The sequence below is a fragment of the Paenibacillus intestini genome (assembly GCF_030803945.1).
Lineage (GTDB): Bacteria > Bacillota > Bacilli > Paenibacillales > Paenibacillaceae > Paenibacillus > Paenibacillus polysaccharolyticus.
This window is the reverse complement of record NZ_JAURUN010000002.1, coordinates 281,557-307,049: the sequence shown is the minus strand read 5'-3', so window position 1 is coordinate 307,049 and position 25,493 is coordinate 281,557. Positions and strand designations below refer to the sequence as shown.

Here is a 25,493-nt window from a genome sequence, read left to right as displayed (position 1 = left end):
TCGGATCCAACCTGTTGGTGATGGGGTATAACTTCGAAGAACTTCTTCCAGATATCGTGAATAAAGGTGTTCTTTTGCATTCATCCCTAATTCTTAGGGGTGTGATGTTTGAACTACTTTTCTTAACTTACAATAAATAATAAGGTACGACGTCCAACTACCATAGGAGGTTCAGATTCATTTGTCTAAGAAAAATAATAATAACGAGAAGCTGATGATTTTTGCATTGGGCGGCGTAGGCGAGATTGGTAAAAATATGTATGTTATCCAATACGCGAACGACATTGTAGTCGTAGACGCTGGTCTTAAATTCCCTGAAGAAGATATGCTTGGTATTGATATTGTCATCCCTGACATTTCGTACTTGACTGAGAACCGTGATAAAGTACGCGGCATTATTTTAACTCACGGACATGAGGATCACATCGGCGGTTTGCCATATGTCCTCAAACACTTGAATGTTCCTGTTTACGGAACAAGACTTACACTTGGTCTTGTCGAGAACAAACTGAAAGAAGCTAATTTGCTTGGTGAGACGAAACGTATCCTCATCAACGCAGATTCAGAGCTCGAACTGGGAACAACGCTGAAAGCATCATTCTTTGCTACTAACCATAGTATTCCGGATTCCGTCGGGGTATGTGTAGAAACGCCGGAAGGCGCAGTTGTTCACACGGGAGACTTTAAATTTGATCATACGCCAGTGAATGGTCAGTATGCAGATCTTCAACGTATGGCACAGATCGGAACCAACGGCGTACTTGCGTTGCTCTCTGACAGTACCAATGCGGAGAAACCTGGATTCACTCCATCTGAGAAAAACGTAGGCATTGTGCTGGAAGATATTTTCCGCAAAGCTAGCCAACGTGTCGTTGTCGCAACGTTTGCTTCCAACGTGCACCGTATTCAACAGGTTATCAATGCAGCAGAGGTTACTGGACGAAAAGTTGCAGTGATCGGACGTAGCATGGTAAATGTGGTGGGGATTGCTTCGGATTTAGGTTATCTGGAAATTCCAGACGGAATGATCATTGAGCCGGAAGAAGTTGGCAAAATGGCTGCAGATCGTGTAGTTATCCTTTGCACAGGTAGCCAAGGTGAGCCAATGTCCGCATTGACACGTATGGCGCGTTCTACGCATCGTAAAGTGGACATCCTTCCTGGAGATACTGTTATCATTGCGGCAACACCAGTACCAGGAAACGAAAAGTATGTAGGCCGTACAATTGACGAACTGTTCCGTTTGGGAGCTAACGTACATTACAGCGGTGCTAACAGTGGCGTTCACGTATCTGGTCACGGAAGTCAGGAAGAATTGAAGCTTATGCTCAACCTGATGAAACCGAAATACTTCCTGCCAATTCACGGTGAATTCCGGATGCAACGTCGTCACGCGGTTCTCGCTGAATCTGTAGGCATCGACCCGGACAATATTTTCATTACGGATATCGGTGAAGTTGTCGAGATTCAAGGCGGAGCTGCACGTAAAGCAGGTAAAGTAACTGCAGGTAACGTGTTGATTGATGGTCTGGGTGTAGGTGATGTTGGTAACATCGTATTGCGTGATCGTAAGTTGCTGTCGCAGGATGGTATTCTGGTTGTCGTGGTAACACTCAGCAAGCAGGATGGTAAAATCGTCTCTGGTCCGGATATTATCTCCCGCGGATTCGTGTATGTACGTGAATCAGAAGGACTGCTGGATGAGGCTAATCGCATTGTAAGCAGTACTTTGCAGAAGCTGATGAGTGAAAATGTAAACGAGTGGGCATCACTTAAAACAAATGTTAAAGATGCTTTGGGACGTTTCCTGTATGAGCAAACGCGTCGTAGACCGATGATTTTGCCAATCATTATGGAAGTTTAAAATAAGTTTAATGAAAAACATATAATCAGGCACACAGTCGCCCCTTCTCTACGAGTAATATTGGACGGTTCCTCGTAGAGAAGGGGCTTTTTTGTGTTTTTAAAAGGGAGTATGAGAGGGGAGCAAAAATTTCAAAGACGGATTGATGGAAATGTTTGTTCAGGGAAAGTATAAGGTCGTTGACAGATTCCCCATACTAAGGAAAAGACAACAATTATATTTTTCAGGAGAAGGAGACAGCATTTTATGAATGAGCAGATGAATAACAACAAACGAATGCCAAAATCCAATCAGTCGGAGGCCGAAGCTCCAGATATTCCGGTGCAGGAGGAGAAGCAACTTTCTCCAGTCACAGAATCCATTCAGCAGTTCGGGCAAACACAGTCACCAGCCAGTGAATCTAATATTTTCTGTATGACCATTATCGGTCAGGTAGAGGGACATTTGATTTTACCCCCACAGAACAAAACAACCAAGTATGAGCATATTATCCCGCAGCTGGTAGCGGCAGAACAAAATCCGAAGATTGAAGGCATTTTGATTATTCTCAATACGGTAGGTGGCGATGTGGAGGCTGGACTTGCTATTGCTGAGATGATTGCCTCTTTGAGCAAACCAACGGTGACCGTTGTCATTGGAGGAGGGCATAGTATTGGTGTACCTATTGCAGTTGCTTCCACGTACTCGCTTATTGCGGGAAGTGCCACAATGACGATTCACCCGATACGTATGAACGGACTTGTCATAGGTGTACCCCAGACGTTTGAATACATGGAGAAGATGCAGGAACGTGTTGTACGGTTTGTAACTTCGCACTCTAACATTTCCGAAGACATGTTCAAAGAATTGATGTTCAAGACAGGAGAATTGAATCGGGATATTGGAACAGCGGTAGGAAGTGCGGACGCAGTGAAGTACGGTTTGATGGATGCTGTTGGTGGTATTGGTCAAGCCATTGCACAATTGAACAAGCTTATGGGAGATAAAAGACAGTCGATGCAGGCGGGAGGATACACGCAATGACAATGTATACTGTGATGCCTCCAGAGCAACTATGGTCAGGCATGTGGACAGAGGCGGGGGATACGAAAGAGATTCGAATGAATGGTTTATTAATGCAGGTCAGACCGGTAAACGACACCGAGGCTGTTATTGTGCGTTTACTTGACTGCCCACTTGAAGCGTATCTGGACCCGTCCAATCTGCCGGGCGCAACCGTTCCGCTTTCGGGTAACACAAGTCCAACATAACGCGACGAATTCAGACAAATGGTGCAGAAAAAGAACATATGTACGGAATATATTTGTATGGTATAATATTCTTCTGGGGGTGACCTGATTTTGGCCAGAAGAAAAAAGAGGAAAAAAAAGGGTGCCGGATTTAGTGGCGTCTTAAAATATGAAATTTATGGCATTGTGCTAATCACGCTGGCAGTTATAGCACTATCGGGTGAAGCTACAGTGGGACGCTCGCTTTCCAAGATGTTTGGACTGATGCTTGGCAAGTTTTATTTTGCGATTCCGCTTGTGGGCATATATTACGGTTTGATGGTGATGATTCATCGGAAGTGGCCGAGTGGCTGGACTACACGCAAGACTGGTTTGGTACTGCTCGTCTTTGCGTTAACCTTGATGAGCACCATATCCGCCATGCATCAGAAGCTGCTTCCGGTTGACGCACTTGAACCAGGTGCGGTGCTGACCCAGGTACATAATGATATGCAAATTGAACTATTGACACCTGCTGCCTCTGGAGAACGGGATTCCATGCTGGGTAAGGATATTAGCGGCGGGTATCTTGGTGCAGGACAGTTTGCTTTATTTTTGTGGTTATTTGGCAGTCTAGGCGCAAGATTGATCATGATCGTCATGTTTGTGATTAGCTTTATGCTTGTTACGGGATTGTCCTATGTTGATTTGATACGCATATTCCGAACAAAGATTTGGGATGCTGGCAGCTCGATGTACAAAAAGCTGGAATCCAGACCAGCAAAACGTTCCGCTTCCAGTGTGGCGGGGATTAAGAAAAACAACGCACGTAAACTCGCAACTGTACCCGTTGATGATGAGGAAGAGGATGACGAATATGATTCTCCCGACTCCCAAGAAGGACAGCTGCCCAAACGTAAGGCACCGATATTCTTCCAGTTGTTTGGAAAATGGGGGGCGGATCGTCAGTCGTCGACGAAGCAGGCTGATGAATCATCGCAAACAGATGTGCTTGAATCGGAACAGGTCGTTTATCGTGCTGGGCAGGAGTTGCCAACCGAGGCATGGTCTGGGGAGCCTGAGTCACTTGTGATCAAAGGTTCTGTTGTAGCAGCTGTTGGTGCAAGAGCATCAGTAACGCAGACCAAGGCAGATTCGGCACCGATCATTCGTGACTTCTTTGAACATGTCAGATCAGATGGCTCTGACAAAGATGATGATCTGGATGATGCATATCCGTTTCCGGACGATCTGAATCATAACGACAGTACTCTGGATCAGGTAGACAAAGCGGATATTAAATTTACAGATGAACTGGTAGAAGCTGAGTGGACTGATGCGCATGACGCAACAGACAAGCTTCAAGCCGATCTTGAGCAAGAGATAACGGATGGAGCAGACGGACCGAGTGAAACGTTGAACTCAGGAACGGAGCAGGATGGTGTGACAGGAGAGAATGCGCAACCGGTCGTACCGCCACCACCACCGCCGAAACCATACAAGCTTCCTTCATTCCGTCTTTTGTCCAAGCCTAATAATAATGGAAAAGGCGCAGACCAGAAGGATTATATGCAGACAGCACGCAAGCTGGAAGCGACGCTAGAAAGTTTCGGTGTACGTGCCAAAGTTCTGGAGGTTGTCCGAGGTCCAGCGGTCACAAGGTATGAAATTCAGCCAGATATCGGGGTCAAGGTTAGCCGGATCGTCAGTCTTACCGATGATATCGCTCTAGCTCTGGCTGCGAAGGATATTCGGATGGAGGCACCAATTCCAGGAAAATCGGCAATTGGCATTGAAGTTCCGAATGGCGAGGTATCCGTTGTGACCATGCGTGAAGTGATGGAAACAGCCACGTTCCAGGATGCTGAATCCAAAGTAACGATCGCATTTGGACGTGATATATCAGGTCAGACGATCATTGGCAACTTGGCTCGTATGCCCCACTTGTTAGTGGCTGGTGCTACCGGATCAGGAAAGTCGGTATGTATCAACGGCATTATTACCAGCATTTTGTATAAAGCAAAGCCGGATGAGGTCAAGTTTCTAATGGTTGACCCCAAAATGGTTGAGTTGAATGTTTATAACGGAATTCCGCATCTGATGGCACCCGTTGTGACCGATCCGAAAAGAGCGTCGCTTGCGCTCAAAAAGATCGTAGTCGAGATGGAGAAAAGGTATGAGTTGTTCTCCAAATCAGGTACACGTAACGTTGAGGGATATAACAATCTGATGAAAGATAATCCGGCGGCGGTACTGCCTTACATTGTGGTTATTGTGGACGAGCTCGCTGATTTGATGATGGTAGCTGCTGGAGATGTAGAGGATGCGATTGCGCGTCTTGCGCAGATGGCTCGTGCAGCCGGCATTCACCTGATCATTGCGACGCAGCGTCCTTCCGTTGATGTTATTACAGGGGTAATCAAAGCCAATATTCCTTCACGGATTGCATTTGGCGTATCCTCACAAGTCGATTCACGGACGATCCTGGATATGGGCGGAGCGGAGAAACTGTTAGGTCGGGGCGATATGCTGTTCATGCCAATGGGTGCTTCCAAGCCAATTCGTGTTCAGGGTGCGTTTATGAGCGATGAGGAAGTTGAAAATATTGTGAATTATGTCCGAGGTCAAGGTGAAGCGCAGTATGATGAATCCCTTGTACCTGAGGTAGATGATTCCAATCAAGCAACGGAAGAAGTACAGGATGAGCTATACGAACAGGCTGTACAGATCATTCTGGAAGCGAAGCAGGCTTCGGTGTCACTCTTACAACGTCGAATGCGGGTAGGTTATACGCGTGCAGCGCGTTTGATTGACTCGATGGAAGCCAGAGGTGTGATTGGGCCATATGAAGGCAGCAAACCGCGCGAAGTCCTTGTTTCGCTGGAACAGTATCAACAGAACAAAATAAGCTCATAGCGAAGCATTAGAAAACCTTCAACCGTTATGGTTGAAGGTTTTTTGCTGTTTCACAGCTTTTGAGGTTTTGCCATTTGATCCAGAGTTCGGATCGTTTGGTGCATAGGAAACAACACTGCTTGTCATAATAACGGTAGCGATTCTGTTAAATCCCACAAGAGAAAGGTAGAGCATAGTCTATGCGAAAAATGAACCTATGGCTTTTCACTGCTATTTTGCTGATAACCGCGCTTGGAATCCGTTATTTGCTTCCTGAGCATACAGCACCTCAAAGTGCTGCTCAGAACAACCCTCCAGTAGAGGAAAAAGCAGTGCCGACCTTCAGTAACAATACCGTGAAATATGGCAGTTACGGTCAGGATGTCTACGAGCTTCAGGGACGATTGAAGTATCTCGGTTTTTACAATGGCAAAATCGATAGTAATTTCGGCAGTAGCACGCTAAAATCAGTGAAATGGTTTCAATCTGAATTTGGCATGAAGGCAGATGGCGTGGTTGGAGCCAAAACGAAGCTAAAGCTGTATAACGCCAGCACCAAATGGTCCCCTACCGAGCCTCCTTTGCACAAAGAAGGAGCATCTGGCGGAGACACAGGCGGAGGTGGAGAACCTTCAAGTAATGAGAAGGACAATATGGGTTCTGCCAATGCGCTCGGACTCTCCGAGAACGAGCTTAAAATTATGGCGAATGCCGTATATGGCGAAGCGCGAGGAGAACCGTTTGAAGGTCAGGTAGCCGTAGCCGCTGTTATTCTGAATCGCGTAAACTCAACAAGTTTTCCATCTACGCCTTCTGGGGTCATCTTTCAACCGGGAGCCTTTACAGCCGTAGCAGATGGACAGATTTATCTGGAGCCCAATGCACAGGCGAAAAAAGCTGTAGAACAGGCATTGAACGGGTGGGACCCTTCCGGTGGATGTTTGTATTATTTTAACCCGAAGACAGCCACATCCAAATGGATATGGACTCGTCCGCAGGTGAAAACGATTGGGCAGCATATATTCTGCATGTAATCGGGCGGGAAGCAACCAGAAGGCATGACTTCGGTTGCTTCTTGGCTTTTGGATGGTTTAAAATGGTGGTTACGTTTAAGCTTGAGGAAATGTTATCTAAATGACGCCGTAAAGGGGTTTTGACATTTGAATACCGTAGCATTTGAACGAGGTAGCCGTAAACAGCTACGTATCCATGTGCTTCCAACCAAACGTTTCAAGACGTTCGCTATCTCACTGTATGCTGGAGTTCCGCTACGCGAGGACACCGTTACTCCCGTGGCACTGACACCGTTTGTTTTAAGAAGAGGGACGGAGTCGTATCCGGAAACAACGCAGTTTCGAGAGCAATTGGAGCACTTGTATGGAGCAGGATTTGGTTTTGACGTCTATAAACGCGGTGATTATCAGATTGTGCAGTTTCGTATGGACACCATTAATGATTCGTTTGTCGGAGGTGGGGAGCAGCAACTTCTGGATCGTTCGTTTGCGTTTCTTGGAGAAGTATTGACCAAGCCCGCGAGGGAAAATGGACACTTCAAAACGTCGTATGTACAGGCAGAACGCGAGACGGTTCGTAAAAAGCTGGAGTCGATTGTGAACGATAAAATGCGTTATGCAGCTGAACGGTGTATCGAAGAAATGTGCAAGCATGAACCTTACCGGCTTCATCCCTTGGGTGAACGAAAAGCACTGCCAGCCATTGAACCTCCTGAATTAACAGCTACTTATGAAAACTGGCTAAAAGAAGCCAGTATGGACTTGTATGTGGTCGGGGATACAACTCTGGAAGAAGTGGAGGAACTGGTAGAGCGTCATTTTAACCTTGAACGCAAGACTTCCTCTGACTATCAGGCTCAGAAGTCGGTGCGTGGGGATGAGGAGCCAAATACGGTCATTGAACGGCTGAACATTGGGCAGGGCAAGCTGAACCTGGGGCTTCGCACTTCCATTACCTATGCAGACGATAAATACGCATCAGCGCTAATGTATAACGGTATTCTGGGTGGATACCCGCATTCGAAGCTGTTTGTCAATGTTCGTGAAAAAGAAAGCCTCGCCTATTATGCTTCTTCCAGATACGACGGGCACAAAGGCATTGCTACTGTTCAATCCGGGATTGAAATTCCCAATTATGAAAAAGCAGTGACCATCATCAAGCAGCAACTTGAGGAAATGAAACTTGGCCATATCACAGATCTGGAGATGTCCCAGACGAAAGCGATGATCCGTAATCTGTTAAAAGAAATGCAGGATGCTGCTTTTGAGATGATTGCTTACGATTTTAACCGTCAGTTGTCTGGTAAGGAAAGAACGTCTGAAGAGCTACTTGCACAAATCGAGCAGATTACCAAGCAGGATGTTCGTGAGGCCGCAGAGCAGTTCCGTCTGGATACGATTTATTTCTTGCGGGACGAGAAGGAGGAATAGTCGTGGAGAGCATTCGGTATGAACATTTGCAGGAGACATTATATTACGAAGTAATGGCGAGTGGACTGCATGTCTATGTTTTGCCTAAACCGGGTTTTCAGAAAACATATGCCACCTTTGCGACCAAATACGGGTCAGTGGACAATCACTTTCAGGTGGAAGGGCAAGCCGAGGTAAAGGTGCCCGACGGTATTGCTCATTTTCTGGAACACAAAATGTTTGAGGAGCCAACGGGTGATATTTTTGCAACATTTGCTTCTCACGGTGCTTCTGCGAACGCTTTCACAAGTTTTGATCAGACCGTTTATTTGTTTTCGGCAACCGAAAATATGAACGAAAATATACAAACATTAGTTGATTTTGTGCAAAATCCGTACTTTACTGATCAGAACGTCAATAAGGAAAAAGGCATCATCGAACAAGAAATTAATATGTATGCCGATAATCCGGACTGGCGTGTTTATTTCGGGTTGATTGAAGCAATGTATCAAAAACATCCGGTGCATATTGATATTGCGGGCACGGTCCAATCCATTAACACGATCACCAAAGAAACGTTGTATACGTGTTATAACACATTTTATCACCCAAGTAACATGCTCTTGTTTGTTGTCGGCGGTGTTGATCCTGAGCAGGTCATTAGCATGGTTCGTTCCAATCAGGAGCAGAAAAATTTCGAGCCGCAGGGCCCGATTTACCGTTTCTTTGAACCAGAGCCAGAGCAGGTGGGGGAGGCCAGACGAGAGGTCAAATTATCCGTTTCTCTGCCGAAATGTTTGTTTGGATTCAAAGAAACGGATGTTGGACTTACAGGAGAGCCACTTTTGCGCCGGGACACGACCTCGCAGCTGATGATGGATCTGTTGTTTGGTTCCAGCACACGTCTGTTTCAGAAGCTTTATGATGAAGATCTGATCTCGGATAGTTTTGGACATGACTATATCAGTTCACCACAATATGCCTTCTCTGCAGTCGGTGGGGATACGAAAGACCCGGATCAATTGTTGAAACGGATACGCCAAGAAGTCGAAGCGATTATGCAAAAAGGATTCGATGCTTCCGATTTTGAACGTGCGCGCAAAAAGAAAATTGGCGGTTATTTGCGCATGCTCAATTCACCAGAAAACATTGCGAATGAATTCACACGGCAGCATTTCCGTGGCGGTGATTTTTTCAATATGATTTCATTGTATGAAACGATTACACTTCAAGATGTGAATCAAAGATTGAAAGAGCATATTCGTTGGGATCAGCTCGCTGTATCACTCGTTGTTAGTCCTTAACCATGGAGAGGGAAAGGGACAGCGATCGAAGGGTTCACCAGATTGAGAGTGAAAGTTATGGGGGGAACACATTGTGAAAGCTATAGGGGAAATGACTGTTCTGGTTACCGGGGCAAGCGGAGGCATAGGAGCTGCAATTGCAGAGCGGTTTGCCAGTGTAGGTATGAATGTTGTGTTGCACTACATGAAATCGCATGAAGCAGCCAATGAAGCGGCAAGACGTTGTATGGAGCGAGGAAATGGACGTATCATGACGGTTTCAGCTGATCTTCGCAGCAGGGAACAGATTCAGCGTATGCGGGAAAAATTGGCTGCTCACGAGTTGTTGCCGGATATTCTTGTGAATAACGCTGGTATATCTCACTATGGTTTGCTAGCGGATGTGACAGAGGAAATATGGGATGAAGTGATGGCAATTAATCTGAAAGGTACTTTTCTATGTACACAAGAGATGATGCCACATATGATCTCCCAAAGATACGGTAGAATTATTAATGTGTCATCCATATGGGGGCTATCTGGTGCATCTTGTGAGGTGTTGTATTCCACAACCAAGGGCGGGGTAAATGCCTTCACGAAGGCACTTGCTAAAGAGCTTGCTCCCTCCGGCGTTACGGTGAATGCCGTTGCCCCAGGGGCTGTTCAGACCACGATGTTAGACCATCTGGATCAGAGTGAGTTGAAGATGTTGGAAGAGGAGATTCCTGCGGGGCGACTGGCGCAGCCGGACGAAATTTCGTCACTGGTTTATTTTCTCGCGCTACCTGAGTCGGGATATATCAATGGACAGATTATCAGTCCGAATGGGGGCTGGCTGACTTAATGCCGTGTTCAAGTTGCAAGTCAGTGGATTGTGAACTTACAGCTTGATTTTAATTTTAAATGCTCGTATATAAAATGTCCCGAAAGCACATATTACAACTGTTGATTTTAAATCTCATGCGTCAGCCAAGGAGGATTTATCATGTCAACAGACAAAACAGTGGTTTCTAACTTCGACACATGGAAGAAGTTCCTGGGTGATCGCGTACTGCAAGCTGAGAGGATGGGGATGAGTGAAGAAACCATCAACAAACTGGCATACGAGATCGGCGACTTTCTGGATGAGAAAGTTGACCCGGCGAACCATTCCAACCGAGCATTGAAGGAACTATGGGATGTCGGCGATGCGGATGAGCGTCGTACGATTGCGTGCCTGATGGTCAAATTGGCCAAACAAAACGCATAAGACTAGAGATGAAGAGCTCCCGCAAGGGGGCTTTTCTCTAATGATTACAAACGGATTACAGAGCTGTTCTTGTAATTCATTTTCATTTTATATATCATTAACGTGACCCATTTTTAGAAGATGACCCGAAATAGCGTCCAATGGACACGTTCGGATGTTGTCGAATAATGTGGAATAATGCATTACGGGGTGTATACATGGAAACTAAACAATGGTATATGGAATATAAAATACATAAGAACAGACCTGGTCTTTTGGGGGATATCGCCTCCATGCTAGGGATGCTTGAAGTCAATATATTGACCATCAACGGTGTTGAAGGCAAAACACGGGGCATGTTGCTCGAGTCAGATGATGACGAAAAGATTCGTCTGCTGGGAGAGATGCTTGGTAAAGTCAACAGCATTACGGTATCTGCATTGCGTCAACCTAAATTGGTGGATATTCTGGCTGTACGTCACGGTAGGTACATTGACCGGGATTCAGATGATCGCAAGACATTTCGTTTTACTCGGGACGAACTTGGGTTACTCGTTGATTTTTTGGGTGAAGTATTTAAAAGAGAAGGCAATCAGGTCATCGGCTTGCGGGGTATGCCGCGAGTTGGTAAAACAGAGTCAATCATCGCAGGCAGTGTATGTGCCATGAAGCGTTGGACTTTTGTATCTTCTACCCTTCTTCGCCAAACGATACGTAGCCAGATGTCAGAAGACGAGTTAAACCCGAATAATGTATTTATTATCGATGGGATTGTCAGTACGATTCGCTCCAGTGAGCGGCACTATAATCTTTTGCAGGATATCATGTCGATGCCTAGTACGAAAGTGATTGAGCATCCGGATATTTTTGTGCAGGAATCCGAATATGATTATAATGATTTTGATATTATTATTGAATTGCGTAATAATCCTAACGAAGAAATTATTTATGATACGTTTACGGCAAGCTATACCGACGAACTGTAAAGCTCCGTACGGAATCATGGAATAGATCAGCAACAACTGAAGAGTTAAACATAAGGAGGAGATGGCATGTCTGAACTGGGTCAGCAGTTAAGAGAGGCCCGGCTGCAAAAAGGGATGAGTCTCGACGATGTACAGGAAATGACAAAAATTCGCAAGAGGTATTTGGAGGCTATAGAAGCAGGGGATTATAAAGTGTTACCCGGCAGCTTCTATGTGCGTGCATTTATAAAAACCTATGCGGAAACGGTGGGACTTAATGCCGATGAGCTGCTGGAAGGACACAAAAAGGACGTACCTGCGGAAACGGCGGAAGCAACGATGGAGCCGGTAATCCAGAAGCGCTCCAGCCGGCCGGCGGAGCGGAGCAACCGCTGGATGTCTGTTGCTCTGATGTGGACTTTCCCTATTCTGATTATCGTGCTCTTGTATCTGTATATGGCAAACAACAAGGGCGATGACACCAATCCACAAGGGCTGGATGATACAAAGATTACGGACAGTCAAAAACCTGCTAATGACAAACCTGATCAACCATCCGATAACGGGCAAACTGCAACTCCGCCTGCAACCGATTCGGGATCGAATGATGCCGGTAAAGGTGATGCTGGCGGAAACGGCGGCGGTAATGAAACGAATGGTCAGACCGACGGAGAAAATAAAGGTCAAACCGATGGACAAACCGATGGACAAACGGATGGCCAAACAGGTGAGACCCCAGAGGGAACACCACCAACCACACCTGGTTCTGTTACTGTTTCTGAAGATGGAAAATCAGGCAATATTACAAACTTCAAAGTTAGCGGAAGCACGGGTCAGCCTGTAACCGTGACGATCAAGGCGACAGGTCATAGTTGGCTTGAAGTGTATAAAGGTGAGAATTCAAGCGGTGAGAAACTCGAGTATGGCAATACTGCTGACGGTGACACGTTCACATTTACATTGGACAGCGCTGGCATGTACATTAAATCCGGTTATGCGGCGGCAACAACAATTGATGTTGGCGGTCAAGTCGTAACGGACGGCAAAGCAACCAACCGCATTCGTCTTAAACTGGATACAGATAGCGCGGCTACTTCCACGGGAACTGAAGGCATGACAGGCACAACGACCAGTGGTTCCTCGGAAGGCGGAAGCTCCAGCAGCGAATAACCTGGCTAACTGCAGGGGACAATAATCTTGTCTTCAATTGCAGTTAACTTATGGTGAAGTGAGGTGGAAGGCCGTGACAGTCAGCTGGATCGTAACCGGTTTAGGGATCATTGTCAGCCTCCTGGGTTATTACCTGACTCCAAATGCCTGGGGTTACGGAATATTGGGCTTTGGACTTGCGCATATCGTGCTCGGTGTGCTCGATATGTTCAGACAGCCTAACCGTAGCCGGTATTAAGGTAGCTCGACCAGCAAGCATTTTTGGTGACCGAATGGTACTCCAAAAATGCTTTTTTCTATGAGTAAACATGACTAAAATTAGACTTTTGCTTGAAGTTTACTCTATAATGTTACAGAACATATGATTAATTGAAAGGGTGACTTGGTTTGAGTTCAGAAAATTCATTTGATATTGTGTCCAAAATGGACTTGCAAGAATTGACCAATGCCGTTACGCAAACGGAAAAAGAAATTGGTGCTCGTTATGATTTCAAGGGCAGTAAAAGTAGCTTGAAACTGGATAAGGATGCTCTTACGATTGTGTCTGATGATGAGACCAAATTAAAAGCGGTTATTGAAGTTTTACAATCCAAAATGGCAAAGCGTGGGCTTCCGCTGAAAAATATGGATTACGGGAAAGTGGAGCCAGCTTCTTCCGGTACTGTTCGCCAGCGTTTGAATTTCAAGCAGGGCATTGATCAAGATGTGGCTAAAAAAATCAATATCCTCATCCGTGATTCCAAACTGAAGGTGAAGAGTCAGATTCAGGGAGACCAGCTTCGGGTGACAGGTAAGAGCAAAAATGATCTGCAAGCCGTTATGCAACTTCTTAATGGAGCTAACTTGCCACTGGATCTGCAATATACTAATTTTAAATAAAATTCTTGTACAGAAATGTCTTTTTGACACTGTATTGGTACGTATATTATACTGAATGTGCATTGCTGGCAGTCATGCATCAAGTCCAGTCTTCATCGTTAGCTGACTTTGTGAAAAGCAGTACACTTCTGGAAGTCACCGGAGCGTTTAAAAGCAGTTTTGCGTTTGAGCGGTAGACTTTATTTTTTGCGTTTCTACATAGGCTTTTATGTAAATATAAGTCGACGTTTCAATCGTTCATTTCTTGCTTCAGATGATGAATACGGAATGTAAGATGATTGTTTGAAGTAATGGAGGATACAAAGGGAGGGCGTCTTGTGAATTTACCCAACCGGATTACGCTTGCACGAATTTGCTTAATCCCTTTTTTGATGGTGTTTCTGCTCGTGGATTTTCCGTTTTATCCAGAGCCGTTACATCTCGGGAGCTTTACGCTTCCGTATAATCAGTTAATTGCTGCTTTTATTTTTATCGTTGCTGCAAGCACGGATGGAATAGACGGCTATCTTGCAAGGAAAAACAATATGGTCACCAATCTGGGCAAACTGCTTGATCCTCTGGCAGACAAGCTTCTGGTTACCGCTGTTTTGATTTCATTGGTTCAAATGGGTAAGCTGGATTCATGGATTGCAGTCGTTATTATCAGCCGTGAATTTGCCGTGACCGGCCTACGTCAGATCGCCTTGTTGGACGGTTCGGTTGTAGCTGCGAGTGCTTGGGGTAAACTGAAAACAGTAGTACAGATTGTAGCCATTGTTTTGCTACTGCTGAACAATTTCCCCTTCTCATACACGGGTATTCATGTCGATGAAATTGCGGTATATGTAGCGGCTCTGATCACCATCTGGTCTGGAATTGACTACTTTATCAAAAACAAAAACTTGCTTCATTTATCAAAAGCGTAATGATTTAAGCTGAATCGGGTAATGATGAAAGACTCATTGGGTCAAAGGGCAATAGGAACTCATCCTATTGCCCTTTGACTACTCCACATATGTACAGGAGGAAGCCAAAATGAAGGCAGAGATTATTGCAGTTGGGACAGAGTTACTACTGGGACAGATCGTAAATACCAATGCCAGATACCTTTCCCGTGAACTTGCTGCAATGGGGATTGACGTATATTTTCAAACGGTAGTTGGAGATAATCAGAATCGGCTTAGTGAAGCGATACGCATCGCGCAGGGCCGTGCAGATATTATTTTATTTTCTGGAGGCATCGGTCCAACGCAGGATGATTTGACTAAAGACGCACTGGCTGCAGTGTTGAATCGGAAGTTGCATATTGACCGTATGGCTATGGATAAAATTGAAGGTTTCTTCCGCGATCGGAATGTGGAAATGACGGAAAATAATCGGCGCCAAGCCATTGTGCTTGAGGGTGGAACCCCTCTGGCGAATGAAACCGGACTTGCTGCAGGAAACGCGATTGCGGATAACGATAAATATTATGTTGTTATGCCTGGGCCACCTAAAGAATTGATCCCAATGTTCGAGCAGGAAGTCAAACCTTGGTTGCTTCAGCATGCTCTTACAGAAGAAATGCCGATTTATTCACGAATGTTGAAATTCGCAGGCATTGGAGAATCTGCTCTGGAGGACCGTTTGCTTGACTTGATTGACGGACAGACAGACCCTACGATTGCTCCTTACGCGAGTGAGGGAGAAGTAACCGTACGTGTGTCTACCAAGGCTCCGAGCGAAGGAGAAGCCAAGCTAAAGCTGGATGCGATGGAAGTGCAGATTCGTGAGCGTTTATCTGAACATCTCTACGCTAACGAGGATGTGCCTATAGAGTACACGATTGTTACAATGATGTCTGATATGGGGCTGACTCTGAGCGCGGCTGAAAGCTGCACAGGAGGGCTTGTGATGCAGAGCTTAACTTCGGTGCCTGGAAGTGCCTCGATGTTAAAAGGTGGCATTGTATGTTACTCTAATGAGATCAAAGAAAAGCTGTTAAATGTGCCTCACAGTTACCTGGAGGGTGAAGATGCACCAGGTGCCGTTAGCCCAGAGGTGGCAAAAGTGCTTGCAGAGCAGATCCGTATGATCGGGGATGCTGATTTTGGATTGGCGATTACCGGAGTAGCCGGTCCGGGATATTCGGAACGTAAACCACCAGGCCTCGTGTTTATCGCTTTGGCTGAGCGTGGGAAGGATACGGAGATTCATGAACTCCGGATTAACGGTAACCGGGAAACGGTTCGCATTCGCTCGGCAAAAGCCATTCTGTATCGGTTATGGCAAAAGTTAGTCGCTATTGATTGATGATTACGCAGGCAGATTGCATTTGCATAATTGAGGAAGTATAATGATTGTAGACGGAAGAACCGTAAAATGTGGCTTTACAGCCTTGTTTACGGTTCTTTTTCTGTTTTTTCATCGATTTCTATGAGGAAGAGGCGCCTCGGCCTGAACAAAAAAACGAATGTATGTTCGAAAAAAAGCTTGGCAAACGAGTTAAAACAAGGTATCATTATATTATAAACAGTAAAGGGTGTGAGTTTATTGTCAGACCGTCGTGCCGCGCTTGATATGGCGCTCCGTCAAATAGAGAAGCAATTTGGTAAAGGTTCCATCATGAAATTGGGTGAGTCAACTCATATGAATGTGGAAATCATTCCCAGCGGATCTTTGGCTTTGGATATTGCATTAGGAACAGGCGGCTTGCCGAAAGGCCGTATTGTTGAAATATATGGACCTGAATCTTCAGGTAAAACAACTGTGGCATTGCATGCCATTGCTGAAGTCCAACGTGTAGGTGGACAAGCTGCGTTTATCGATGCTGAGCATGCGCTTGATCCGAATTATGCAAGCAAACTGGGCGTTAACATTGATGAATTGCTCTTGTCACAACCGGATACAGGTGAGCAAGGATTGGAAATCGCCGAGGCTCTTGTACGCAGTGGTGCAGTAGACATCATTGTTATTGACTCGGTAGCAGCGCTTGTACCAAAAGCGGAGATTGAAGGAGAGATGGGAGATTCTCACGTTGGTCTGCAGGCTCGTTTGATGTCTCAGGCACTCCGTAAATTGTCCGGTGCAATCAGTAAATCTAAAACGATTGCCATCTTCATCAACCAGCTTCGTGAAAAAGTTGGTGTTATGTTTGGTAACCCGGAAACGACACCAGGTGGCCGCGCATTAAAGTTCTATTCCACGGTTCGTCTAGATGTACGCCGTATTGAGAGTATCAAATCGGGAAATGACATTACAGGTAACCGTACCCGTATTAAAGTTGTTAAAAATAAAGTGGCACCTCCGTTCAAACAAGCGGAAGTTGACATTATGTATGGTGAAGGTATTTCCAAAGAGGGAAGTATCATCGATATCGGTACAGAGCTGGATATCGTCAACAAAAGCGGTGCTTGGTATTCGTATGAAGGTGAACGTTTAGGGCAAGGCCGTGAGAACGCGAAGCAGTTTATGAAAGAACATAAAGAAATTGCTGATGTGATTGAGCAGAAAATTCGTGAAGCCAGCAATTTGACAACGGCTGTTCCTGCTCCATCGAGTGAAGAGCAAGAAAAAGAAGCGGCTGAAGAACAGGAATTATTCGAAATTAATGAGTAATCTTTCTCTACAGGGGAAGGCACTTTGTATTCTGACGTCCTAAAACCTGTAATAAGCGGGTGCTAATGCTTATGAAGCTAAATAGGATTGGTTCTCGCCAGCTAACAGCCTCTGTCCATTCCGGACAGGGGCTGTTAGCATCTATGCCATCTGTAACCTAAACAAAGGGGAGCGTGAAGATCATAGTGAAATATCGCCAAAAGGAGCAAGAATATAATGTGCATGATGATGACGAAGAATTGCAAGAAGCAGCAGAATTAAATGGGTTCTCCCAATTTCCAGACGATGAAGAACTTATCATCACCAGAGTAGAGCGGACGAAGAGTCGTGAAGCACGCTACCGGATTTCATTTGGTCACTATTCGCTTACGGTTCTGGAAGATGTGATGATTAAGTACAGGATGACACGTGGCAACATTTTTATGAAGAAAGATCTGGAGGAAATCATTATTGCGGATGAACGCCAGAGGACGTACGTGCAATCGTTACGTTTTTTGGAGTTTAAGCAGCGGACACGTCATGAATTGCGGCAAAAGTTAAAGCAAAAGGAGTTCGCGGCACCGATTATTGAAGAGGTCCTCGATCGGCTGGAGCAAGAAAAGCTTGTCGATGATGACCTGTTTGCCAAGGAATGGACAAGACAGCGTATGGAGGGACAGCGGAAGGGAAAACTGTGGATAAGGCAAGAATTGCGTCAAAAAGGAATTACAAATGAACTTATTGCGGAGGTACTGGATGATGTTAGTGCAGATGCAGAATTCGACACGGCATTAACAGCTGGCCGTAAGAAGTGGAAACAAGTTCGAGGAGACGTGCAGGAGAAGAAACGTAAAACGTTCCCGTACTTGATGCGACGCGGTTTTAGCATGGATCTGGTGCGCCGAGTCATGAATCGTTTAATGGAAGAGGATGGGGCAGAAGATGCCAAAGAGGATGAAGCATTGTTATGGGACTAGACGAGGAGACTAACAATACTGCATTCTCTTGACAATTTCTTTCGTCAAATACTAAAATGGACATGAGTCTGTAAGAAATGGACAACCCTTTTTCCTTCCAAAAAAGCGGTTTCGGTTTCTTCAGATTTAGTCCATTCCTGATTATGGGTTCACTGGAAACAGTGGATAGTACATGTAATCATGTACATGTGAAATGAAAATCGGCGGGGGATCGCCGTGAGTATTCGTTATTCCCAAACATATGTAAGGCATGAAAACAGAAAAGTTGACCCAAGGAGTGCCTTGGAGGAACCAACGAGGAGGTGAACAGTATGGATATTGCTATCACGATCATTCTCGTTGTGGCCGCGCTCGTTATTGGGTTCGGAGTCGGATATTTTATTCGCAAATCTCTTGCAGAGGCTAAAATCTCTAGTGCGGAACAAGCTGCCGTACAAATCGTGGAGAACGCGAAAAAAGAGGCAGAGGCACTGAAGAAAGAAACGGTGCTGGAAGCGAAGGATGAGATTCATCGCATTCGCGCCGAAGCTGAAAAGGACACTCGTGAACGTCGGAACGAAATTCAACGACAAGAGAGACGATTGTTGCAAAAAGAAGAGTCGCTGGATAAAAAATTGGAATCACTCGAACGTAAAGAAGAGCAAGTGGCTAACAAAGAGAAACGTATCGATGAAACACAGCAACAGATCGAAATGATCTACAAAAACCAGGTGACGGAGCTTGAACGAATCTCCAATCTCACGATGGAAGACGCACGCAGTATCATACTGTCCAACGTAGAACAGGAAGTTCGTCATGAGACGGCTCAAATGATCAAGGACATTGAACAGCAAGCGAAGGAAGAAGCGGACAAAAAGTCCCGCGAGATCATTACACTCGCCATCCAACGTTGTGCGGCTGACCATGTAGCGGAGACAACGGTATCCGTTGTAACGCTGCCTAATGAAGAAATGAAAGGCCGGATTATCGGTCGTGAAGGACGTAACATCCGTGCGCTTGAAACCCTTACCGGGATTGACCTCATTATCGATGATACGCCAGAAGCTGTTATTCTGTCGGGCTTTGACCCGATTCGCCGTGAGATTGCCCGGACGGCACTGGAAAAACTGGTGGCGGATGGACGGATTCACCCGGCACGTATTGAAGAAATGGTGGAGAAATCACGTAAAGAAGTGGATGAGCGTATCCGTGAATACGGTGAACAAGCTACCTTTGAAGTGGGCGTGCATGGTCTGCACCCAGATCTCATCAAAATTCTGGGCCGCCTGAAGTTCCGCACAAGTTACGGTCAGAACGTCCTGAAACATTCGATGGAAGTTGCTTATTTGGCAGGACTAATGGCTGGAGAACTTGGAGAAGACGTAACTTTGGCAAGACGTGCAGGTTTGTTGCATGACATCGGTAAAGCGCTGGATCACGAAGTGGAAGGATCACACGTTGAAATTGGCGTGGAGCTGGCGAAGAAATACAAGGAACACCCAGTGGTTATCAACAGTATCGCTTCCCATCACGGGGACTGCGAAGCAACTTCAGTTATTGCGATGCTGGTGGGTGCAGCTGATGCGCTGTCCGCAGCTCGTCCAGGTGCACGCCGCGAAACATTGGAGACATACATCAAACGACTAGAGAAGCTGGAAGAAATCTCGGAATCTTTCGAAGGTGTCGAGAAATCGTACGCCATCCAGGCTGGACGCGAAGTTCGCGTCATGGTGCAGCCTGAGAAGATCGATGATGCTGAAGCTTTCCGCCTCGCTCGTGACATCACGAAGATGATCGAGAATGAACTTGATTATCCAGGTCATATCAAAGTCACCGTGATCCGGGAAACCCGGGCGGTTGAATACGCTAAATAGAGTATTTTGGAAAAGTGGCCGCTTCAGTGGGCCACTTTTCCTGTTGATAAGCCATGCAGGAATTGAGGAGGCAATAAATCATGAAAGTTTTGTTTATTGGGGACATTGTAGGAAACGTAGGGCGTAAAGCGCTTAAGGAGAACTTACCATACCTGAAATCGAAATATAAACCCCATGTGATCATTGTCAATGGTGAGAATGCTGCAGCAGGACGCGGCATTACAGGTCCAATTGCCAATGAATTTTTTAACTGGGGCGTGCATGGCATTACGCTTGGCAACCATACTTGGGACAATAAGGATATTTTTGATTTTATAGATGATGAACCACGTATGATCAGACCAGCCAACTTTCCACCAGGTACACCTGGACGTGGGTATACCGTAGTTAAGGGGGAAGGGAAAGAACTTGCGATCGTGAACCTGCAAGGCAGAACCTTCTTGCCTGCGATTGATTGCCCGTTTCGCGCAGCGGATGAGATTGTGGACGAGCTACGGAGAGACTATAAATGTATTCTTGTGGATATGCACGCGGAAGCAACGTCGGAGAAGATTGCGATGGGCTGGCATCTCGATGGACGCGCATCCTTCGTTGTAGGTACGCATACCCATGTGCAAAGCAACGACGAACGTATTTTGCCTGGAGGTACGGCATATTTGACAGATGCGGGTATGGTAGGACCGCGTGACGGCATTCTGGGCATGGAGCGTGATGCGGTGCTACGTAAATTTTACACCCAGCTTCCAGTGAGATTTGTCGTAGATGACGGCAAATGGCATTTTCATGGCGTAATCGTGGATATTGACGAAGAAACTGGTGCGGCTACGCGGATTGAGAAAATACGTTTAATGGAAGATGAGTGGCGCATGGAATAAGGGTATTGTCCCATTTTGCCCGGAAACCCTGCTAAAAAGAAGGAATTTTTTTTCCTCCCGCGAATAACATCTAGTAAGTGGAAACAAACTTTCAACATTCCCAGGGAGGTACTTACCATGGATGTATTAAAAGTTTCAGCAAAGTCCAATCCTAACTCTGTAGCCGGCGCTCTTGCAGGAGTTCTTCGTGAACGTGGAAATGCTGAACTGCAGGCAATTGGAGCAGGAGCACTGAACCAAGCCATTAAAGCGGTAGCGATTGCCCGGGGATTTGTAGCACCAAGCGGAGTTGACCTGATTTGTATTCCAGCTTTTACAGACATTGTGATTGACGGTGAGGACCGAACGGCCATTAAGCTGATTGTGGAGCCCAGATAATACATGAGTTGAACGTACGCATGAGCCTGTTTACGAATAAAGTAGACAGGTTTTTTTGCGTTATTTTACAAAAGAATCGAGCGAAAATGGGTAATTATACTTTATGGGGAGGGTGGGCTATGTCGAGAACAGGCCAGCGTATCGCTGATTTTCATTGTGATGCATTGAGTAAACTGCTGATGAAACCTGAACTTTCTTTTGAGAAGGCTTCCGAACTGGATGTCAATCTGGAACGCATGCAAGAAGGTGGTGTTCAGCTGCAGGCATTAGCGATTTATTTACCCGAAGTGCTGGGCAGAGGCAAGTTTGAACATGTGATGGGACAGCTGGAGTTGTACCGCAAAAAGGTAGAGCATAGCGCACAGCGCTCTGGAGGGGTCAAGACACTGCTTTGGCGTGAACAGGTAGCAAACTTGCGAACGAAAGTGGAAACCGCTCCATGGGGCCTAATCACATTGGAGGGTGTCGATGGGCTGGAAGGAAACTTGTTTTATCTGGAATTGTGTTTTCAGATGGGGGTACGCGTCGTTGGTCTTACATGGAATCATGCGAATTGGGCTGCGGACGGCATTATGGAAAAGCGGGGGGCGGGTCTGACAGAGAAAGGCAAGGAACTGGTGCGTCTCTGTAATCAGATGGGGATGCTCTTGGATGTGTCTCATTTATCGGAAAAGGGGTTCTGGGAACTGGCCGATCTGAGCGAACGTCCTTTCATAGCCTCGCATTCTAACAGCTATAACGTATGTCCGCATATACGTAACTTGAAGGATGACCAGATTCAGGCCATAGTTGCGAGAGATGGACGTGTTGGCCTGACGTTTGTACCCTGGTTTGTCAAAGAAGCGGATGAAGTGCGAATAGAGGACTTGCTACCACACATCGAACAGATCTGTTCGCTAGGCGGGGCTCATCATCTGATGATGGGATCAGATTTTGACGGGATCTCAACCAAAATTCAGGATTTGGAGCATGCTGGATGTTATCCAAAGCTGACAGAAATACTGTTGAAGCATTATGACGAAGCACTAGTGCATGGTTGGTTATGGGGGAATGCAATACGTTATCTCGGGGAACACTTGCCAGAGGGTGGACTAGTGCATGCAAGTGAAAGAAAGAGGATGTAATAAATCTCACTTTTTTCAAAATAAGTGTCCCAAAATGGAAATGAATTAGCGAAAATAAGTGTATTTCATGAATTTTCATCAGTTTGTTTTCATTTCACAGTAAAAAGGAGTATAATACCACTTGGATTGTTAAGAGCCTGTCTACAGGCCATAGATAAACAAGGAGTGAATTTACGATGAGTAAAACAGTACCTGTGGGCGTATCCGCCCGTCACATTCATGTATCCCAAGAGCACGTTGACATTTTGTTCGGCAAAGGTTATGAACTGACTGAATTTAAACCTCTGTCCCAGCCCGGACAATACGCTGCCAATGAAACCGTAGCGGTCATTGGTTCCAAAGGACAGTTTGATAAAGTGCGTATCCTCGGACCTGTTCGTCCAGAAACACAATTGGAAATCTCCATGACGGATTCTTTTGCGATCGGTGTAAAAGCACCTGTGCGTGAATCTGGTAGCATCGAAGGTACACCTGGAATCACAATCAAAGGTCCAGCTGGCGAAGTAACGATTGACAAAGGTGTTATCGTTGCGGCTCGTCACATCCACTTCCATACGTCCGATGCAGCAAAATGGGGCATTGAGGACAAACAAATGTTGAAAGTTCGCTTGGGTGGGGGTCGTGGTCTGGTACTTGAAAATGTACTGGCTCGTGTATCCGATTCCTTTGCACTGGATATGCACATCGATACAGATGAAGCAAATGCAGCAGGCGCTCGCAATGGCGACACTGCTGAAATCATTGACTAATGATTACACACGGTCTATAGCGTTGAAGTACAACGTAGAGGCCGGATATAAGTAAAAATGACCTGAGTACACTGGCAGAGGCGGTTCATCTTGAACTGTGCGTCAATGTGCTCAGGTTTTTTTGTGCAAGGCAGATCAGGACGGTAGAATGGAGTGAGCAGGACCGTGTTTGCTTGTGGAACTACAGCCCAATTCATGTTATAATTTGCTGTAATGCTCTTTTGAAGCATGAGGAACCAAATGGTTGAATTTTGTGATGAAAAGAACGCTTTTTATGAATAGAGGCTGTAAGGAGTGACCGAAGGAAATGGCTAAAGACTCAAAAAAGGATTACTCCCAATATTTTGATTTCTCCGATGCCAAAGTAATTTCGCAAGATGAATTCAGCAAAAAGATTAGAATTCGCGGACGCGAGATTAATATCAAAGCGGAACCGAACCATCGCCAGGAGAAACAAAGGGGTAAGGAAGACATTCAGGTATTGTATGAGACGGCTGTTCCCGAAGAGTTGAAAACGATCGGAAAGGGCAAGCATTATATCGTATACACCTATGGATGTCAGATGAATGAACACGACTCCGAGACGATCAAAGGTTTGCTGGAGACGATGGGGTATCAAGCTACGGAAGATCGCAAAGCAGCGGATATTATTTTGCTTAACACGTGTGCGATTCGTGAAAATGCTGAAGACAAAGTATTTGGTGAACTGGGCCATCTGAAAACACTGAAGCTGGAAAACCCAGGTTTATTGCTTGGGGTATGCGGGTGTATGTCTCAAGAAGAAGGTGTTGTTAACCGGATCATGCAGAAGCATGGTTTTGTCGACATGATCTTTGGTACCCACAATGTACACCGTCTGCCGCACCTGATTCAGGAAGCGCTCTTTAGCAAAGAGATGGTTGTGGAAGTGTGGTCCAAGGAAGGCGACATCATTGAGAACCTGCCGAAGAAAAGGGAAGGCATGCGCGGCTGGGTAAACATTATGTATGGTTGCGACAAGTTCTGTACATATTGCATCGTGCCGTTTACCCGGGGGAAAGAACGTAGTCGTCGTCCAGAGGACGTTATTGCAGAAGTACGAGAACTGGCTAGACAGGGATTCAAGGAAATTACATTGCTAGGTCAGAATGTGAATGCATACGGTAAGGATTTTACGGATCTGAAATACACCTTTGGTGACTTGATGGACGATATTCGTAAAATAGATATTCCACGTGTGCGTTTTACAACGAGCCATCCGCGTGACTTTGATGATCACTTGATCGAGGTGCTTGCCAAAGGTGGTAATCTGGTGGAGCACATCCACTTACCGGTGCAATCAGGCAGCACGGAAGTGCTCAAACGGATGAGTCGTAAATATACGCGGGAACACTATTTGAATCTGGCGGCGAAGATCAAAACGGCCATTCCAGACGTCGTTCTGACAACGGATTTCATTGTTGGATTCCCTGGTGAAACGGACGAGCAGTTTGAGGATACACTTTCTCTGGTTCGTGAAGTTGGTTATGATTTTGCCTATACGTACATCTACTCTCCACGCGAAGGTACACCTGCAGCAGTGATGGAAGATAATGTGCCGATGGAAGTGAAAAAAGAACGTCTGAAACGCCTGAACGAAACGGTAAATGAGTACAGCCAGCGTAGCAACGAGCAGCAACGTGGCAAGATTGTTGAGGTGCTTGTCGAAGGCGAGAGTAAACGTAATTCAACTGTTCTGGCTGGACGAACACGCAGTAACAAGCTGGTGCATTTTGAAGGCTCTAAGGAGCTGATTGGTACCTTTGTACAAGTGGAAATTACCGATCCGATGACGTTTTATATTCGCGGCAACTTGCTTACGGAGCCGATAGCTGCGAATCAGTAGCGGAGGGGTAGGAATCGATTCTGAAGAAGCGAAGCGTTCGCCTTTATCGCCGGATTTTTCCCTTGGAGAAGGGGATCGAAAAAATCCGGAGATAACAGCGATCGAAAGAACGATCCGAACCCGAAGCGGCCACCCAAGCCTTACTTTTACAAAAACTCACCTAACAAGATGAGATTTTCAGGTTCAATATAAGATTTGGACAT

23 protein-coding genes are annotated in these 25,493 nt (G+C 45.8%); all 23 read left to right on the top strand.

Features of this window, described 5'->3' with window-relative positions:
- The first annotated feature begins 214 nt into the window (after positions 1-214).
- The 23 genes from J2T16_RS06575 (at position 215) to miaB (ending at position 25,290) form a co-directional block, all read left to right on the top strand.
- Complete coding sequence (locus J2T16_RS06575) at positions 215-1,864, top strand: ribonuclease J (RefSeq protein WP_373323207.1); 1,650 nt, start codon at positions 215-217, stop codon at positions 1,862-1,864.
- 258 nt (positions 1,865-2,122) lie between these two features.
- Positions 2,123-2,887, top strand: a complete 765-nt coding sequence (locus J2T16_RS06570; RefSeq protein WP_339839376.1) for a ClpP family protease — start codon at positions 2,123-2,125, stop codon at positions 2,885-2,887.
- Complete coding sequence (locus tag J2T16_RS06565; RefSeq protein ID WP_090923819.1) at positions 2,884-3,114, top strand: YlzJ-like family protein; 231 nt, start codon at positions 2,884-2,886, stop codon at positions 3,112-3,114. Before J2T16_RS06570 ends, J2T16_RS06565 begins: the two co-directional genes overlap by 4 nt.
- A 90-nt stretch (positions 3,115-3,204) precedes the next feature.
- Complete coding sequence (locus J2T16_RS06560; protein ID WP_336122383.1) at positions 3,205-5,988, top strand: FtsK/SpoIIIE family DNA translocase; 2,784 nt, start codon at positions 3,205-3,207, stop codon at positions 5,986-5,988.
- Positions 5,989-6,167: 179 nt separating this feature from the next.
- Positions 6,168-7,001 (top strand): spore cortex-lytic enzyme, encoded by an 834-nt coding sequence (sleB, locus tag J2T16_RS06555; protein ID WP_090923817.1) that lies wholly within the window; start codon positions 6,168-6,170, stop codon positions 6,999-7,001.
- Between the two features lie 126 nt (positions 7,002-7,127).
- Complete coding sequence (gene yfmF, locus J2T16_RS06550) at positions 7,128-8,411, top strand: EF-P 5-aminopentanol modification-associated protein YfmF (protein WP_221790523.1); 1,284 nt, start codon at positions 7,128-7,130, stop codon at positions 8,409-8,411.
- A 2-nt stretch (positions 8,412-8,413) separates the two neighbouring features.
- Positions 8,414-9,694 carry an EF-P 5-aminopentanol modification-associated protein YfmH gene (gene yfmH, locus J2T16_RS06545; protein WP_339838053.1) on the top strand — a complete coding sequence of 427 codons (1,281 nt, stop codon included), beginning with the start codon at positions 8,414-8,416 and terminating at the stop codon, positions 9,692-9,694.
- Positions 9,695-9,785: 91 nt separating this feature from the next.
- Entirely contained in the window at positions 9,786-10,517 is a 732-nt protein-coding gene (gene ymfI, locus J2T16_RS06540) for an elongation factor P 5-aminopentanone reductase (RefSeq protein WP_090923945.1), read from the top strand.
- Between the two features lie 141 nt (positions 10,518-10,658).
- The gene (locus tag J2T16_RS06535) at positions 10,659-10,922 is read left to right on the top strand and encodes a DUF3243 domain-containing protein (RefSeq protein ID WP_090923814.1); all 264 of its coding nucleotides are present in this window, start codon (positions 10,659-10,661) and stop codon (positions 10,920-10,922) included.
- Between the two features lie 197 nt (positions 10,923-11,119).
- On the top strand, positions 11,120-11,887 hold the full coding sequence (locus J2T16_RS06530) for a DUF3388 domain-containing protein (RefSeq protein WP_090923944.1): 768 nt from the start codon (positions 11,120-11,122) through the stop codon (positions 11,885-11,887).
- Between the two features lie 66 nt (positions 11,888-11,953).
- Entirely contained in the window at positions 11,954-13,036 is a 1,083-nt protein-coding gene (locus tag J2T16_RS06525) for a helix-turn-helix domain-containing protein (RefSeq protein ID WP_154886337.1), read from the top strand.
- 73 nt (positions 13,037-13,109) lie between these two features.
- Positions 13,110-13,274: a hypothetical protein gene (locus J2T16_RS06520; protein ID WP_167375816.1), complete on the top strand. Its 165-nt coding sequence runs from the start codon at positions 13,110-13,112 to the stop codon at positions 13,272-13,274.
- 149 nt (positions 13,275-13,423) lie between these two features.
- Complete coding sequence (locus tag J2T16_RS06515) at positions 13,424-13,915, top strand: YajQ family cyclic di-GMP-binding protein (RefSeq protein WP_090923812.1); 492 nt, start codon at positions 13,424-13,426, stop codon at positions 13,913-13,915.
- A gap of 317 nt (positions 13,916-14,232) precedes the next feature.
- The gene (pgsA, locus tag J2T16_RS06510; RefSeq protein ID WP_090923811.1) at positions 14,233-14,820 is read left to right on the top strand and encodes a CDP-diacylglycerol--glycerol-3-phosphate 3-phosphatidyltransferase; all 588 of its coding nucleotides are present in this window, start codon (positions 14,233-14,235) and stop codon (positions 14,818-14,820) included.
- A 109-nt stretch (positions 14,821-14,929) separates the two neighbouring features.
- Positions 14,930-16,186: a competence/damage-inducible protein A gene (locus J2T16_RS06505; protein WP_154983872.1), complete on the top strand. Its 1,257-nt coding sequence runs from the start codon at positions 14,930-14,932 to the stop codon at positions 16,184-16,186.
- A gap of 240 nt (positions 16,187-16,426) precedes the next feature.
- Positions 16,427-17,491: a recombinase RecA gene (gene recA / locus J2T16_RS06500; RefSeq protein WP_336122386.1), complete on the top strand. Its 1,065-nt coding sequence runs from the start codon at positions 16,427-16,429 to the stop codon at positions 17,489-17,491.
- A gap of 185 nt (positions 17,492-17,676) precedes the next feature.
- Positions 17,677-18,447 carry a regulatory protein RecX gene (locus J2T16_RS06495; protein ID WP_418792740.1) on the top strand — a complete coding sequence of 257 codons (771 nt, stop codon included), beginning with the start codon at positions 17,677-17,679 and terminating at the stop codon, positions 18,445-18,447.
- Positions 18,448-18,758: 311 nt separating this feature from the next.
- Positions 18,759-20,300: a ribonuclease Y gene (gene rny, locus J2T16_RS06490; RefSeq protein ID WP_090923808.1), complete on the top strand. Its 1,542-nt coding sequence runs from the start codon at positions 18,759-18,761 to the stop codon at positions 20,298-20,300.
- Positions 20,301-20,380: 80 nt separating this feature from the next.
- Positions 20,381-21,175 (top strand): TIGR00282 family metallophosphoesterase, encoded by a 795-nt coding sequence (locus J2T16_RS06485; RefSeq protein WP_499017986.1) that lies wholly within the window; start codon positions 20,381-20,383, stop codon positions 21,173-21,175.
- A gap of 117 nt (positions 21,176-21,292) precedes the next feature.
- A complete protein-coding gene (locus tag J2T16_RS06480) occupies positions 21,293-21,553 on the top strand; it encodes a stage V sporulation protein S (RefSeq protein WP_007430104.1) in 261 nt (86 codons plus the stop codon).
- Positions 21,554-21,672: 119 nt separating this feature from the next.
- Positions 21,673-22,677, top strand: coding sequence for a dipeptidase (locus tag J2T16_RS06475; RefSeq protein ID WP_336122388.1), 1,005 nt, complete (start codon positions 21,673-21,675; stop codon positions 22,675-22,677).
- A 176-nt stretch (positions 22,678-22,853) separates the two neighbouring features.
- On the top strand, positions 22,854-23,426 hold the full coding sequence (gene pduL, locus J2T16_RS06470; protein ID WP_499017985.1) for a phosphate propanoyltransferase: 573 nt from the start codon (positions 22,854-22,856) through the stop codon (positions 23,424-23,426).
- A 307-nt stretch (positions 23,427-23,733) separates the two neighbouring features.
- The gene (gene miaB / locus J2T16_RS06465) at positions 23,734-25,290 is read left to right on the top strand and encodes a tRNA (N6-isopentenyl adenosine(37)-C2)-methylthiotransferase MiaB (protein ID WP_499017984.1); all 1,557 of its coding nucleotides are present in this window, start codon (positions 23,734-23,736) and stop codon (positions 25,288-25,290) included.
- The last annotated feature ends 203 nt before the right edge of the window (positions 25,291-25,493 follow it).

What these genes read in the sequence shown, in the direction of transcription:
- J2T16_RS06575 (WP_373323207.1), top strand. Translation starts at nt 215, where the DNA reads ATGATTTTTGCATTGGGCGGCGTAGGCGAGATTGGTAAAAATATGTAT.
- J2T16_RS06570 (WP_339839376.1), top strand. Translation starts at nt 2,123, where the DNA reads ATGAATAACAACAAACGAATGCCAAAATCCAATCAGTCGGAGGCCGAA.
- J2T16_RS06565 (WP_090923819.1), top strand. Translation starts at nt 2,884, where the DNA reads ATGACAATGTATACTGTGATGCCTCCAGAGCAACTATGGTCAGGCATG.
- sleB (WP_090923817.1), top strand. Translation starts at nt 6,168, where the DNA reads ATGCGAAAAATGAACCTATGGCTTTTCACTGCTATTTTGCTGATAACC.
- ymfI (WP_090923945.1), top strand. Translation starts at nt 9,786, where the DNA reads ATGACTGTTCTGGTTACCGGGGCAAGCGGAGGCATAGGAGCTGCAATT.
- J2T16_RS06535 (WP_090923814.1), top strand. Translation starts at nt 10,659, where the DNA reads ATGTCAACAGACAAAACAGTGGTTTCTAACTTCGACACATGGAAGAAG.
- J2T16_RS06530 (WP_090923944.1), top strand. Translation starts at nt 11,120, where the DNA reads ATGGAAACTAAACAATGGTATATGGAATATAAAATACATAAGAACAGA.
- J2T16_RS06525 (WP_154886337.1), top strand. Translation starts at nt 11,954, where the DNA reads ATGTCTGAACTGGGTCAGCAGTTAAGAGAGGCCCGGCTGCAAAAAGGG.
- J2T16_RS06505 (WP_154983872.1), top strand. Translation starts at nt 14,930, where the DNA reads ATGAAGGCAGAGATTATTGCAGTTGGGACAGAGTTACTACTGGGACAG.
- rny (WP_090923808.1), top strand. Translation starts at nt 18,759, where the DNA reads ATGGATATTGCTATCACGATCATTCTCGTTGTGGCCGCGCTCGTTATT.
- J2T16_RS06485 (WP_499017986.1), top strand. Translation starts at nt 20,381, where the DNA reads ATGAAAGTTTTGTTTATTGGGGACATTGTAGGAAACGTAGGGCGTAAA.
- J2T16_RS06480 (WP_007430104.1), top strand. Translation starts at nt 21,293, where the DNA reads ATGGATGTATTAAAAGTTTCAGCAAAGTCCAATCCTAACTCTGTAGCC.
- J2T16_RS06475 (WP_336122388.1), top strand. Translation starts at nt 21,673, where the DNA reads ATGTCGAGAACAGGCCAGCGTATCGCTGATTTTCATTGTGATGCATTG.
- pduL (WP_499017985.1), top strand. Translation starts at nt 22,854, where the DNA reads ATGAGTAAAACAGTACCTGTGGGCGTATCCGCCCGTCACATTCATGTA.
- miaB (WP_499017984.1), top strand. Translation starts at nt 23,734, where the DNA reads ATGGCTAAAGACTCAAAAAAGGATTACTCCCAATATTTTGATTTCTCC.